Origin of the sequence: Streptomyces sp. NBC_00390 (genome assembly GCF_036057275.1) — a bacterium.
Taxonomy (GTDB): Bacteria; Actinomycetota; Actinomycetes; order Streptomycetales; family Streptomycetaceae; genus Streptomyces.
On the sequence record NZ_CP107945.1, the window covers coordinates 1,628,896 to 1,642,716 of the forward strand.

The 13,821-nt window shown below is 71.5% G+C and carries 12 protein-coding genes; 6 read left to right on the top strand and 6 right to left on the bottom strand.

Annotated features, from left to right (window positions below; all coding sequences use genetic code 11):
• Nucleotides 1-14 precede the first annotated feature (14 nt).
• The 4 genes from OHS70_RS07075 to OHS70_RS07090 form a co-directional block, all read right to left on the bottom strand.
• The gene (locus OHS70_RS07075) at nt 15-1,496 is read right to left on the bottom strand and encodes an NCS2 family permease (protein ID WP_328394786.1); all 1,482 of its coding nucleotides are present in this window, start codon (nt 1,494-1,496) and stop codon (nt 15-17) included.
• A 259-nt stretch (nt 1,497-1,755) separates the two neighbouring features.
• On the bottom strand, nt 1,756-4,161 hold the full coding sequence (locus tag OHS70_RS07080) for a xanthine dehydrogenase family protein molybdopterin-binding subunit (protein ID WP_328394788.1): 2,406 nt from the start codon (nt 4,159-4,161) through the stop codon (nt 1,756-1,758).
• A 2-nt stretch (nt 4,162-4,163) separates the two neighbouring features.
• The gene (locus OHS70_RS07085; RefSeq protein WP_328405474.1) at nt 4,164-4,760 is read right to left on the bottom strand and encodes a (2Fe-2S)-binding protein; all 597 of its coding nucleotides are present in this window, start codon (nt 4,758-4,760) and stop codon (nt 4,164-4,166) included.
• A 2-nt stretch (nt 4,761-4,762) separates the two neighbouring features.
• Nucleotides 4,763-5,653 carry an FAD binding domain-containing protein gene (locus OHS70_RS07090; RefSeq protein WP_328394790.1) on the bottom strand — a complete coding sequence of 297 codons (891 nt, stop codon included), beginning with the start codon at nt 5,651-5,653 and terminating at the stop codon, nt 4,763-4,765.
• Nucleotides 5,654-5,928: 275 nt separating this feature from the next.
• On the opposite strand from OHS70_RS07090, the gene OHS70_RS07095 reads away from it, so the two are divergent.
• The 3 genes from OHS70_RS07095 to OHS70_RS07105 all read left to right on the top strand — a co-directional run bounded on the left by OHS70_RS07095 (nt 5,929) and on the right by OHS70_RS07105 (nt 9,592).
• The gene (locus OHS70_RS07095; RefSeq protein ID WP_328394792.1) at nt 5,929-7,635 is read left to right on the top strand and encodes a PucR family transcriptional regulator ligand-binding domain-containing protein; all 1,707 of its coding nucleotides are present in this window, start codon (nt 5,929-5,931) and stop codon (nt 7,633-7,635) included.
• A gap of 618 nt (nt 7,636-8,253) precedes the next feature.
• Complete coding sequence (locus tag OHS70_RS07100) at nt 8,254-9,057, top strand: hypothetical protein (RefSeq protein ID WP_443062575.1); 804 nt, start codon at nt 8,254-8,256, stop codon at nt 9,055-9,057.
• Between the two features lie 13 nt (nt 9,058-9,070).
• On the top strand, nt 9,071-9,592 hold the full coding sequence (locus tag OHS70_RS07105) for a protein-tyrosine phosphatase family protein (protein ID WP_328394796.1): 522 nt from the start codon (nt 9,071-9,073) through the stop codon (nt 9,590-9,592).
• Here the strand turns inward: OHS70_RS07105 and OHS70_RS07110 are convergent, their stop codons facing one another.
• Nucleotides 9,593-9,970 carry a hypothetical protein gene (locus tag OHS70_RS07110; protein WP_328394798.1) on the bottom strand — a complete coding sequence of 126 codons (378 nt, stop codon included), beginning with the start codon at nt 9,968-9,970 and terminating at the stop codon, nt 9,593-9,595.
• Nucleotides 9,971-10,124: 154 nt separating this feature from the next.
• Between OHS70_RS07110 and OHS70_RS07115 the strand changes: the two genes are divergently transcribed.
• A complete protein-coding gene (locus OHS70_RS07115) occupies nt 10,125-10,724 on the top strand; it encodes a hypothetical protein (RefSeq protein ID WP_328394800.1) in 600 nt (199 codons plus the stop codon).
• A gap of 25 nt (nt 10,725-10,749) precedes the next feature.
• Here OHS70_RS07115 and OHS70_RS07120 read toward each other — a convergent pair whose 3' ends face one another.
• Nucleotides 10,750-11,526, bottom strand: coding sequence for a GntR family transcriptional regulator (locus OHS70_RS07120; protein ID WP_328394802.1), 777 nt, complete (start codon nt 11,524-11,526; stop codon nt 10,750-10,752).
• 149 nt (nt 11,527-11,675) lie between these two features.
• Between OHS70_RS07120 and OHS70_RS07125 the strand changes: the two genes are divergently transcribed.
• Nucleotides 11,676-12,521, top strand: coding sequence for a (2Fe-2S)-binding protein (locus OHS70_RS07125; RefSeq protein WP_328394804.1), 846 nt, complete (start codon nt 11,676-11,678; stop codon nt 12,519-12,521).
• A gap of 214 nt (nt 12,522-12,735) precedes the next feature.
• The gene (locus OHS70_RS07130) at nt 12,736-13,812 is read left to right on the top strand and encodes a DUF2637 domain-containing protein (protein WP_328394806.1); all 1,077 of its coding nucleotides are present in this window, start codon (nt 12,736-12,738) and stop codon (nt 13,810-13,812) included.
• Nucleotides 13,813-13,821 lie beyond the last annotated feature (9 nt).

A 13,821-nucleotide genomic window follows, 5' to 3' on the forward strand; every position in this document is an offset into this window, starting at 1 on the left:
TCTCCTGCGGGGGGCTACCTGACTCCCAGCCAGCCCTCGATCGGGTGCAGTGCGAAATAGGCGAGGAAGACGACGGCGAGGACCCACATCAGCCAGCCGACGTCGCGGGCCTTGCCCTGGACCGCCTTGATCAGTACATGGGCGATGACTCCGGCGGCAATACCCGCGGTGATGGAGTAGGTGAAGGGCATCAGCACGGTGGTCAGGAAGACCGGGATCGCGGTCGCCGAGTCGTTCCAGTCGATGTGCTTGGCGTTCGTCAGCATCATCGAACCGATCACGACCAGCGCCGCGGCGGCCACCTGGGTGGGGATGACCTGCGCCAGCGGGGTGAAGAACAGGCAGAGCGTGAAGGCGAGGCCGGTGATCACGCTGGCGAAGCCGGTACGGGCCCCGTCACCGACACCCGCCGTGGACTCGACGAACACCGTCTGCCCGGACGCGCCGGCCACGCCGCCGATGGCTCCGCCCGCGCCGTCGATGGCCAGGGCCTTGTTCAGGCCGGGCATCCGGCCCTTGTCGTCGGCGAGGCCGGCCTGCTGGCCGATACCGATGATCGTGCCCATGGCGTCGAAGAAGCCGGCCAGCACCAGGGTGAAGACGATGACTCCGACGGTGATCCCGCCGACCTCACCCATGCCGGAGAAGGAAACGTTGCCGAACAGGCCGAAGTCCGGGGCGCTCACGACGGAGCCGGTGATCTCCGGGGCGTTCAGTCCGCCCCAGGCGGCCTTGTCGAGCCCGGCGAACTGGTGGACAGCGGCGGCGAACAGGGTGCCGCCGACGATGCCGATGAGGATCGCGCCGGGGACCTTGCGGACCTGGAGCAGGAAGATCAGCATCACCGTGACGGCGAAGCAGAGGACCGGCCAGCCGGTGAGCATGTCGCTGGTCCCGAGCTGGATGGGCTTGGCGCCGGCGACACCGCCCTCACCGGGCATGGAGGTGACGAAGCCGGCCTGGACCAGGCCGATGAAGCAGACGAACAGGCCGATCCCCATGGTGATGGCGTGCTTCAGGGCCAGGGGGATGGCGTTCATGATCAGTTCACGCAGGCCGGTGACGACCAGCAGGACGATCACGGCACCGTAGATGACGCACATACCCATCGCGTTTTCCCAGGTCATCTCGGGCGCGACCTGGAATGCCATGACGGCGGAGACGCTCAGTCCCGCGGCGAGGGCCAGCGGCACATTGCCGATGAGACCCATCACGATGGTGGTTGCGGCGGCGGCGAAGGCGGTCGCGGTGGTCAGCTGACCACCGTCGAGGCGGTTGCCGGCCACATCGGGCACCGACAGGATCACCGGGTTGAGAAGGATGATGTACGCCATCGCCATGAAGGTGGTGATGCCGCCACGCACCTCCCGGCCGAGGGTCGACCCTCTCTGGGTTATGTGGAAGTACCGGTCGAGCCAGGAGCGGCCGGCGGGCCGGCGCGTTCCCGCGCCGGCGTCCTCCGCCGTCGTCCTCGGCTCAGTGGACTGCTGGGTCATGGTGCCTACTCCCAAGGTTCACAGGGGCACCCACCGCACTCGTTCGGCGGCGGGATTTGGGATGGTGCTTGGCGCACGACCCGGGGGACGGCCCGAGACGAACTGGAACTGCGGGTACTGCTCGTACTGCTCCTACTGCTCGGTGATGCGTGGCCGCGAGCGGTGCGGCACTTGGTGTCCCCGGGCGACGCGGACAGGCGGGGAAGTGTGACGTTCCTTGGAGGCACGGCACGCACCGCCCGGGGAGTTCTGGGGGGGGTCAGGTGCCGGTGAGGTGCTCGGGGCGCACCGGCGTCCGGTTGAGCTCCAGCCCCGTCGCGTTCCGGATCGCCGCGAGGACGGCCGGGGTCGAGGACAGGGTCGGGGCCTCGCCGATGCCACGCAGTCCGTACGGCGCGTGCTCATCGGCCAGCTCGAGCACGTCGACGGGGATGGTCGGCGTGTCGAGGATCGTGGGGATCAGATAGTCCGTGAAGGAGGGGTTGCGCACCTTCGCGGTCTTCGGGTCGACGATGATCTCCTCCATGACCGCGACGCCCAGGCCCTGGATGGTGCCACCCTGGATCTGGCCGACGACGGACAGCGGGTTGAGCGACTTGCCGACGTCCTGTGCGCAGGCCAGCTCGATGACCTTCACCAGTCCGAGCTCCGTGTCCACCTCGACCACCGCGCGGTGCGCGGCGAACGAGTACTGGACATGGCCGTTGCCCTGGCCGGTGCGGAGGTCGAAGGCCTCAGTGGGGCGGTGGCGCCACTCGAGCTCGATGTCGACCGCCTCGCCCTCCAGGACGTCCACCAGGTCGGCGAGTACCTCGCCGCCGTCGGTGACGACCTTGCCGCCTTCGAGCAGCAGCTCGGCGGTGGCCCAGGCGGGGTGGTACGACCCGAACCTGCGCCGCCCGATCTCGAGGACCCTCTCGCGTACGGCCTCGCAGGAGTTCTTGACCGCGCCGCCGGTGACATAGGTCTGGCGGGACGCGGAGGTGGACCCTGCCGATCCGACCTGGGTGTCGGCCGGCTGGATGGTCACCTGGGCGACACCGAGCTCGGTGCGCGCGATCTGCGCGTGGACGGTGACGCCGCCCTGGCCGACCTCCGCCATCGCGGTGTGCACGGTCACGACCGGCTCGCCGGCGATGACCTCCATCCGTACGCGGGCGGTGGAGTAGTCGTCGAAGCCCTCGGAGAAGCCGACGTTCTTGATGCCGACCGCGTACCCCACTCCTCGTACGACGCCCTCGCCGTGCGTGGTGTTGGACAGACCGCCGGGCAGCGCTCGGACGTCGGCGCCCTCGGTGGTCTCCCACTGGCGCTCCGGCGGCAGCGGGCGGGACTTGACGCGGCGCAGCAGCTCGGCGACGGGGGCCGGTGAGTCGACCGGCTGGCCGGTCGGCATGATCGTGCCCTGTTCCATGGCGTTGAGCTGCCGGAACTCCACCGGGTCCATGCCCAGCTCCGCCGCGAGCTTGTCCATCTGGGCCTCGTAGGCGAAGCACGCCTGCACCGCGCCGAAGCCGCGCATGGCGCCGCAGGGAGGATTGTTGGTGTAGAGCGCGATCGCCTCGATGTCGACGTCGTCGAGTACGTACGGGCCGACGCTCAGGGACGAGGCGTTGCCGACGACCGCCGGGGAGGCGGAGGCGTAGGCGCCGCCGTCCAGGACGATCCGGCACTTCATGTGCGTGAGCTTGCCGTCCTTGGTGGCGCCGTGCTCGTAGTAGAGCTTCGCCGGGTGCCGGTGGACGTGCCCGAAGAAGGACTCGAACCGGTTGTAGACGATCTTGACGGGCTTGCCGGTGTGCAGCGCCAGCAGGCAGCCGTGGATCTGCATCGACAGGTCCTCGCGGCCGCCGAACGCCCCACCGACGCCGGAGAGCGTCATGCGCACCTTGTCCTCGGGCAGGCCGAGTACGGGTGCGATCTGGCGGAGGTCGGAGTGCAGCCACTGGGTGGCGACGTACAGCTCGACACCGCCGTCCTCGGAGGGGACCGCGAGGCCGGACTCCGGGCCGAGGAAGGCCTGGTCCTGCATGCCGAAGGTGTACTCGCCCTTGACGATCACATCGGCACGCCGGGCGGCCTCGTCGGCGTTACCGCGGACGATCGGCTGCCGGTGGACGATGTTCGGGTGCGGGACGTGGCCGATGTGGTGGTCGTCGCGGCCCTCGTGGACCAGGATCGCGTCGGGCGCGGTCGCGGACGCCTCGTCCGTGATGACCGGCAGCTCGGCGTAGTCGATCTTGATCTTGGCCGCGGCGCGGCGGGCGGTCTCCGGGTGGTCGGCGGCGACCAGGGCCACCGGCTCGCCGTGGTGGCGGACCTTGCCGTGGGCGAGGACCGGGGTGTCCTGGATCTCCAGGCCGTAGTTCTTCACCTCGGTGGGCAGGTCGTCGTAGGTCAGCACGGCGTACACGCCGGGCATCGCGACGGCCTCGGAGATGTCGATCGAGCGGATCTCGGCGTGCGCGACGGTGCTGCGCAGGGTGTGGCCCCACAGCATGTCCTCGTGCCACATGTCGGAGGAGTACGCGAACTCGCCGGTGACCTTCAGGGTGCCGTCGGGGCGCAGTGTCGACTCGCCGATGCCGCCCTTGGTCTGCGAACCCTGGGAGATGTTGGTGGGGGTGCCGGCCGGAGCGGTGGCGGCCCGTGGATTCAGCGCCATCGTCAGACCGCCTCTTCCTGACGCTCCTGGCGGGCAGCCGCGAGGCGGACCGCGTCCAGGATCTTCTCGTAGCCGGTGCAGCGGCAGAGGTTGCCTGACAGGGCCTCGCGGATGTCCGCGTCGGAGGGCTCGGCGTTGCGCTCGAGCAGCTCGTCCGCGGCGACCAGCAGGCCGGGGGTGCAGAAGCCGCACTGGACGGCGCCGGCGTCGATGAACGCCTGCTGGATCGGTGCCAGCTCGGTGCCTTCGCCGGTCTGCGAGTCCGTGCCCTTGGCGGACCACAGCCGGGCGTCCTGGAGGGAGGTGCCGCAGGCCCCGGTCCCGCAGGAACCGCGCTCGGCGTCGCGCTGCCTGGCGAAGTCGGCCAGGCCCTCGACGGTGACGACCTCACAGCCCTCCACCTGGCCTGCGGCGACGAGGCAGGAACAGACCGGCACGCCGTCCAGGCGGACCGTGCAGGAACCGCACTCGCCCTGCTCACACGCGTTCTTGGAGCCGGGCAGCCCCAGCCGCTCACGCAGCACGTACAGCAGGCTCTCGCCCTCCCAGACGTCGTCCGCTTCCTGCCGGCGCCCGTTGACGGTGAAATTCACGCGCATGGTCATGCAGCTCCTTCAAGCGTGCGGGCGGTGCCGCGGTACTGCTCCCAGGTCCAGCCCAACGTGCGGCGGGCCATGATGCCGACCGCGTGGCGGCGGTACTTGGCGGTGCCGCGCACGTCGTCGATCGGGTTGCAGGCAGCGGAGGCGAGCTGCGCGAACTGCTTGGCGATCGACGGGGTGATGATGTTCCCGCTCTTCCAGAATCCGCCTTCTTCGAGCGCGGCGTTCAGGAAGTCCTCGGCGGCCTTCGCCCGCACCGGCGTCGGGGCGGCGGAGCCGATGCCGGTACGCACGGTGCGGGTCTCGGGGTGCAGCGCCAGACCGAAGGCGCACACCGCGATCACCATGGCGTTGCGGGTGCCGACCTTCGAGTACTGCTGCGGTCCGTCGGCCTTTTTGATGCGGACGGCCCGGATGAGCTCGTCGGGGGCGAGCGCGTTGCGCTTCACGCCCGTGTAGAACTCGTCGATCGGGATGAGGCGGGTGCCGCGCACCGACTCGGCCTCGACCTCGGCGCCCGCGGCGAGCAGCGCCGGGTGGGCGTCGCCGGCCGGGGACGCGGTGCCGAGGTTGCCGCCGACGCCGCCGCGGTTGCGGATCTGCGGGGAGGCGACGGTGTGCGAGGCCAGGGCCAGACCGGGGAGCTCCGTGCGCAGGTGCTCCATGATCTGGGAGTACGGGACGGAGGCACCGAGCCGGACGTGCTCGCCACCGACCTCCCACTCGGTCAGCTCACCGATGCGGTTCAGGTCCATGAGGTACTCGGGCCGGCGGTGGTCGAAGTTGATCTCGACCATCACGTCGGTGCCACCCGCGATGGGGACTGCGGTGGGGTGCTCGGCCTTCGCGGCGAGCGCCTCCTCCCAGCTGGCGGGGCGAAGGAAGTCCATGAGTGGCTCTCTTCTAGTAATCGGGGTCGTTCGTCACCCGGGCCCGGGACGGCCGGCCCTCGACATGGTGTTCACGTCCTGTTAACGCGGTGTGGAGCCAGTACACAAGGCGTGACCGGTCCGGTGCAGTCACCGAAAACATGAAGGAGTTGGCTGGGCCACACCTATGTCTTGTAGATTCGAACGAAAGGCGAGGATCGGCAACCTCACCGTTTTCCCCTGGAAACGGTGGCCAGAGGTCACCGGCAACAACGAGACAGATCGGCGGCGACGAGATGCGGCTTCGCGCACTGCTGGAGACCGATGCGCTGGGCCTGCGGCTGCTGGGCGGCGAGGACGAACTCGACCGCGGCGTGCGCGGCGTGATGACCACGGACCTGCGGGACCCCAGCCGGTACCTCTCGGGCGGCGAACTGGTGCTGACGGGGCTTGCCTGGCGGCGCTCGCCCGAGGACTCGGAGCCGTTCGTCCGCATCCTCGCGGGCGCGCAGGTCGCCGGGCTCGCGGCGGGCGAGGCGGAGCTCGGCGACATTCCCGATGATCTCGTCGAGGCGTGTTTGCGCCACCGGTTGCCGTTGTTCGCAGTGAATGAGTCCGTTGCATTCGCGACGATCACAGAGTATGTCGTACGGCAGGTCTCCGGGGAACGGGCCGGCGATCTTGCTGCTGTTGTGGACCGCCACAGAAGGCTGATGACCTCCGGTCCGGCGGGCGGCGGCCCCGACGCGGTGCTGGATCTGCTCGGCTCCGACCTCGATCTGCGGGCCTGGGTCCTCTCCCCCACCGGGCGCCAGATCGCGAGCGCCGGTGATGCGCTTGCGAGCGAGGTGGGCGCCGCGCTCGCGGGCGAGCACCTGGCCGCCGTACGCACCGGCCGGCGGGCGCCGCACCGGGCGGTGGTCGGCGGGGTGACGTACTCGCTGTTCCCGATCCGGAACACAGGGCGCGGTGCGGCCCCGGCCGCCCGCGATGTGCGGGAGACGGTCCTGTCGGACTGGCTGCTCGCGGTCGAGGCGGACGCGGGTGACTGGCCTGCCGCCCGGCTCGACCTGCTGCAGGGCGTCACCCAGCTGATCGCGGTGGAACGGGACCGGCGCGATGCGGCACGCACGGTACGGCGCCGGCTCGCCCAGGAGGTCCTGGAGCTGGTCCAGGCGGGCGCGGCGCCCGCGGAGATCGCGGCCCGCCTGCGGGTGGCGGCGCCGGTCCTGCTGCCGGGCCTGGGAGCCGCACCGCACTGGCAGGTGGTGGTGGCCCGGGTCGACTGGGGCGCCGACACGGCCATCGAGTCCGGCCCGGTGGCCCAGTCTCTGCTGGAGGAGATCCTGTTCGAACCGTCGGCGGCCGGCGCCGACTCGGCGGACCGGATCGCAGTGGCCCACACCGGCGACGAGGCGATCGCCCTGGTACCGCTGCCGGCCGCCGGCCTCGGCCGGACCGTGGACGCGGACGCGGAGCCGGACCCGGGGAGTGCCGCGTCGGAGGCCGGGCTGCACGCGGACGAACTGCTGGAGTCCGTGCGTGCCCCGCTCTCCGCCGGCCTCGCCGACGACGGCCGCCTCACCCTGGGCGTCAGCGCCGCCGTGCATTCGGCGGAGGGCCTGCGCGGGGCGCTGGAGGAGGCCCGCCACGCCCGCCGCGTGGCCGCGGCCCGCGCGGGCCGGGTCTGCGCGGCCGGCCACCACGAGCTGGCCTCGCACGTACTGCTGCTCCCGTTCGTCCCGGACGACGTCCGCCGCGCCTTCACGGCCCGTCTGCTGGACCCGCTGCGTGACTACGACCGGCGCCACCGCGCGGAACTGATCCCGACGCTCGAGGCCTTCCTCGACTGCGACGGTTCCTGGACCCGCTGCGCAAGCCGCCTGCATCTGCACGTGAACACCCTGCGCTACCGAGTGGGCCGCATCGAACAGCTGACGGGCCGCGACCTGTCGCGCCTGGAGGACAAGCTGGACTTCTTCCTGGCGCTGCGGATGAGCTGACCGCCCGGCCGTGGGGCACTGCCACCCCGCTTACGGGCTGCGCGCCGCGGCCCGTTGCCCGAGCGGGCCGCATCGGCCAGGCCCTCGACCGCTCGGGCGCGCAGGCCACGGCACGCACGCGAACACACCAGCAGGGAGGCACCCACTCGCCGCGCAGGGCGAGCGCCGGCACGGAGGTCCGGACATCGTGCCGCTTGTGCGAACTCCGGCCGACGGAGCGCACGCAGGGCACGAACGCGTCGCCCGCAGGTCTGTCGGGGCGAAGCTGCCGCCCGCGCGGATGTGCGGTCGGGCCCGCACCTTCCCGAGGGCGGGGCGGAGCCCGGGTTCTCAAGGCAGCGCGGTGCAGAACACGCCATTTCGCTCAGGCGGTTCTGACCGTCACTCGTGAGAAGGACAGCGGGCCCCGTCCGGGTGATCCCTGGACGTCCTCCCTGGTGACGCCCGTTCCCGTACGCAGCCCAGTGGGCAACGGCCCAGCGGCGGTCCGGCCCATGACCGAATGATTGTGAACTGATTCACCAGATCTCTTGGTCAGGCCTGCCCGTCCATGCTGAAATGCGGTCTGACTCAACAGCTCAATGGCGTGCTCGGGGAGGGCAAGTGGCGCATACCGCCATGTCTGGTTCCGGAACCACAGCAGGTGACGATCCACTCCAGACCGCGGTATGGCGGCTGCGCTCGCGCGGCTGTTGGACCGATGCCGCGGCGCTGCTCGTGCCCCACGCCGCGGACCCCGCAGCCGCCCTGGAGCGGGCCGGACTGCTCGTCGAGCGCTGCCTGTTCACCGGCGAGGGCTGGGCGGACGCGGAGGATGCGCTGCGTACCGCGGAGGCCGTCGCCCGCGACGACGAGGAGCGCGGCGGCGCCGCGTCCGAGCGCGGGAGGCTGGCGTACGCCGCGACACGGCTCGGCGTGAGGGACCGGGCCGACGAGGCCCGTTCGGCGCTCGGGAGGGCGGCGGCGCTGCTCTCCCCGACGTCGTCGCGCCGGCCGTTGCTGGACTTCCGGCGCGGTCTGGTCGCCGAACACATCGGCGACGCCCCGCAGGCCGCCCGCGCCGCGTACCAGCGTGCCCACGCGGGGGCCACGGCCCAGGACGATCCGCTGCTGCTCTCCTTCACCTGGCAGCATCAGGCCCATCTCGCCCTGAGTGAAGGAGAGTTGGCCGAGGCGCGGCACGGTTTCGAGGAGTGCCTGCGCCTCCGCGAGGAGCTGGGCTATCTGATCGGCACCGCACCCGCACTGGCCGGCCTCGCCGACTGCGAACCCGAGCCGGGGGCGACGCGGCTGCGCACCGAGGCGGGCCGGCTGTACCGGCTGCTGGGCGGGGTTCCGGTGTGGCTGGCAGCGCAGCTGTCCCCGGCGGTCCCGGCCCAGCACTCCGTGCACCCCACGGCCGAGTCCGAACCCGCCGCATGACACCGGAGACCCCGTGAAGACCCGACGCAGGGAGGGCGACGTCCCGGAGCCACGGTCGCGCTGGGACGAGATCACCACCGGCCTGTGGATGGGCGGCCATGTCTGGTCGGACGCCGACCACCGGCACCAGGACGTCGTCGTGGAGCGGGAGTTCGACGTCGTGATCAGTCTGTACACGCGAGCCGGCCACGGTCCTGCCGACGGCGTCGAGCACCATGTCGTCCCCATCCCGGACGACTGGCTGACCGCGCAGGAGATCGACCGGGTCCGCGGGCTCGCGGTCGTCGCCGCCGATGCCGTACGGACGGGCCGCAGCGCGCTCGTCCGCTGCTACTCCGGCTACAACCGGTCCGGACTGGTGGCCGCACAGACGCTGGTCGAGCTGGGTCACGACGGCGCGGGGGCCATCGACCGGGTCAGGCTGCGCCGCTCGCCGTGGGCGCTGCACAACCTGGCGTTCGAGCAGTACCTGTTGACGGGACTCGACGTCGCGTCGCTGCTGTCCGGTCTGGAGCCGCCGCCCGAGCGGCGCTGATCAGCCGAGCCAGGCGAGCGTCCGCCCCGGGTTGAGGAGGACGAACAGGACACCGATCGCCACCGCGACCCACACGAGGCCCCAGAGGCGACTGCGCCGCTTCTGCGCCCGGGACGTGGGCCAGGACCGCCAACCGTCCGGCTCGGCCTGAACGGGGGCCTTGCCCCGGCGGGCCCAGCGTCGCGCCCTTCCCTGCTGCCTGGCGGCCTCCTCGTCGGCGCGCCGCAGACGCTCCGTCACCATCCGCGCCCGCGCGGACGGCTCTTTGGGCGCGGCGAGCCGCGCGGGCCCCTCGCTCTCGATCTGGAACGTCGTCCATTCCTCGTCGGATATGGACGACTCCGGCTGGTCCCCGTTCATGGCGTTGCCCCCGCTCACCGATTGACTGTTCGGCCGCACAGGGTAATGCAGCCTTGGCCAAGCATCAGCGTTGTGTAGCCAATGGTGCGTGCCCCTGGCCGAGATCTGACACTCGTGGCGTGATACACCTGATCGATCTTCACCATGGGGTTGCGGCGATCAGGGGTCAGGCATGGCGGAAGTGACGGACGGCCGCCGGAAACGTACCGCCGTGGCACTCGTCGGTGCCGCCGGCGTCCTGGTCGTGACCGAGGTGATCGGTGCATGGTGCGCCCGGTCGGGCGGACTGCGGCTGCCGGCGCAGCTGTTCCATCACCCACTGCTGTTCGGCTGCGCGGCGCCGGCCGCCTTGATCTGCGCCGTGTTCACCGCCGTACGCAACCCCGTCGTCAGGTTCCTGGCCGGACTCGTCGCCGTCGCGGTGGCGTTGACCGTGGTGCCCGTGTATCTCATGTTCGGCTCAGGGGCCGAGCAGACGCTGAACGCGGCGGCGCCCGGCCGCTCCGACCGTCGTCTGGTCGTGGAAGAGGGTGCCGCGGTGATCGACCCGGTCTGGCGTGTCTATGTTGACGAAGGGTCCTGGCTGACCAAAAGGCGCTGGCGGGTCGCCTACTTGAACGGTGACGCCGCCGACGGGTGGCTGACCGACGCCTCCTGGTCGGGTGCCGACCGGATACGGCTCGTCACCGGGGAAGGCGAGGACCGCCGGGTGCATGTCATCGACCTGTCCGACGACGGACGGCCCGCACGCACGGTCTCGATCGGCCGGTAGCCGCCCTCGGCGCCGGTAGCCGCTCTCAGCCCTGCGAGCCGGTGAAGTGCTCCCGTACCAGCGACTGGACCACTGCCAGGTCCTGGGCGATCAGGGCCTCCAGCAGCGCCATGTGTTCCGCCGCGTCCGCGACCAGGTCGGCGCGCCGGATGGCGGGAGCCCCGCTCAACGGCCACTGGGAGCGGCGGTGCAGGTCGTCCGCGATCGTCAGCAGCTGCTGGTTGCCGGCCAGGGCCAGGACCGCGTGATGGAAGGCGCGGTCGGTGTCCGCGTAGCCGGCGCGGTCGCCGGTCGCCGCCGCCACGGCCGTCGCTTCCGCGAGCGGGCGCAGTGCCGTCCAGTGCGCGGCGGGGACGGTACGGGCCAGCCGGAGCATGATCGGGACCTCGATCAGGGCCCGGACCTCGGCCAGTTCGGCCAGTTCCCGGGCGCTGCGCCGGGCGACACGGAAGCCCCGGTTGGGGACGACCTCGACCGCACCCTCGACGGCCAGTTGCTGCATCGCCTCACGGACCGGCGTGGCCGAGACACCGAAGCGTTCGCCGAGCACCGGCGCCGAGTAGACCTCGCCGGGAGTCAGTTCGCCGTCGACGAGCGCCGTGCGCAGCGCCGCGAGGATCTGGCCGCGCACCGAATGGCGCTGCACCGGGCGCGGGGCGTGCGGCGCGGAAGGCTCGCTGTGGGTGTGCTCGCCGCGGGCCTGCTCCGGGATGCTCGGACGGGCCGCTTCCGCCTGCCGGGGGACGCGTGCGGGCGCGCAGGGCTGCGTCGCGGCGGCATCGCGCGCTCGGGCCTGCTCCACTCGGGTCCTCCTCGGGCTCGGGGCGGGGCCCGGCTCGCATCGGTATGGCCCCATGTGCACGATAGGCGGACGCGCGCGCAGTTCAAACACCGATCACATCGGGTAAGGTAAGGCTAACCTGCTAACGATCGCGATACGGTGGTCCCGGCATGACCCTTCCCGCAGTGCTCCCGGCCCGCACCTCGCCCGTCGGCGACGCCTACGCGCGACTGACCGAGGTGTTCCCCGGGCTGCGCGTCGACGAACTGCAGGACGGGCTGACGCCACCGCTCGGCGGGGGCTGGGTGGGCGCTGACGACCTCGCCGCCGGCGGCCCCGCCCTCGACGCCTTTCTGGCCTGGGACAACGCACAGGTGCTGCGTGACCACGGCCGGCAGGCCCGCCCCGACGTCGTGGCCGGCTTCGGCCTCCACCGCTACACCTGGCCCGCCTGCCTGCTGATCACCGTGCCGTGGTTCCTGCACCGCCGGGTCCCGCGGCTGTCCGCCGCCGACGTCGCCTTCCAGCGCGCACTGGGGCGTATGACCGTGCGCGTCCGGGAATTCGCCTGCCTGCCCGGCGACCCGGCGGCCGAGCTGCCCGGCGCCCGCGTCGTACCGGACGAGGAGGCGCTGCGCGCCGAGGTCCGCGCGGCCGTCGCCGAGCACATCGAACCCCTCCTGGACGGTTTCGGCCCCCGGATGCGCCGCGGGAAGCGCGCGCTGTGGGGCATGGCGACCGACGACGTCGTCGAAGGACTGTGGTACATCGCACACCTGCTCGGCGAGGAGCAGCGCGCGATCGCGGAGCTGGAGCAGCTGCTGCCGGGTACCACCGGGCCGTACGTCGGCTCCGCCGGATTCCGCGAGCTGACCGGACCGGGCGGCAAGCGGCTGCCGACCCGCGACCGGGCGAGCTGCTGCTTCTTCTACACCCTGAGCCCCGAGGACACCTGCGCCACCTGCCCGCGCACATGCGACGCCGAGCGCGTCAGGCGCCTGCAGCAGTCCGGCTGACCGGCACGGCCACCAGCCGCATCGACCGGCACGGGGCGCAGACCTGAATCGAACACAACTCCCACTGTTCAAGCGGGAGTTCGAGCAGATCATACCTATTTGTGTGCCTCATGGCCCCGTTGGCCGTCTCTTGCCCGGAAACCCCCTGGGCGCATGTCGGCTTCGGCCAAGATGGGCGGCCGAACCGCCCTACGCGACGCAAGGGACACCGCACATGACACTGACCGACATATCGCTGGACTGGCTGCTTCCGGGCGGCGTGTTGCTCGTGGGAGTCCTGGCGGCTGTGACGGTGGTCGCGCGCGGCAAGCGCTCCGGCGAGAAGGCCGTGACCGAAGACTCCTGGGAACGCAGCGAGGAACGCCGCCGCCGCAAGGAGGCGGTCTACGGCATGGCCTCCTACCTTCTTCTCTTCTGCTGTGCCGCCGTCGCCGCGGCACTCTCCTTCCACGGCCTGGTCGGCTTCGGACGGCAGAACCTCAACCTGTCCGGCGGCTGGGAATATCTGGTCCCGTTCGGGCTCGACGGCGCGGCGATGTTCTGCTCCGTCCTCGCGGTACGCGAGGCGAGCCACGGCGACGCGGCGCTCGGCTCACGGCTGTTGGTGTGGCTGTTCGCGGGCGCGGCCGCCTGGTTCAACTGGGTCCACGCACCACGCGGGTTCGGCCATGACGGAGCACCGCAGTTCTTCGCGGGCATGTCGCTCTCGGCCGCCGTACTGTTCGACCGGGCGCTCAAGCAGACCCGCCGGGCGGCGCTGCGCGAGCAGGGTCTGGTGCCCCGCCCGCTGCCGCAGATCCGGATAGTACGGTGGCTGCGGGCGCCCCGGGAGACCTTCGCCGCCTGGTCGCTGATGCTGCTCGAGGGCATCCGCACCTTGGACGAGGCGGTCGACGAGGTACGCGAGGACCGGCGGGAGAAGCAGCGGAACCGGCTGCGCCGGCGCGACCACGAGAAGCTGAACCGCGCTCAGCTCAAGGCATACAGCCGGCAGCACCGAGCCTGGGGGCTCGGCCGGGCCGGCCGCCCCGCCGAACTGCCGGCCCTGAGCTCCGCGAACGGCGGTGGGCAGAGCGCGGCGCCGGCAGCGGAGCCTGCCATAGCCGACCCGGCGCCACCGCCACTGCCCGCTCCCGTTCCGGTCCGCTCCAGGCCCTCCCTGTCCGCGGTGCGGCCCCGCGGGGCCGAGCCCCTCACTGTGGACCTCACGGCGGAGGACGACACGCAGGCCCTCCCCCGCCTCGACTCCCTGGAGCGCAAACTCCAGGACCTTGAGCGGCAGTTCGGCTGATCCCGGAAC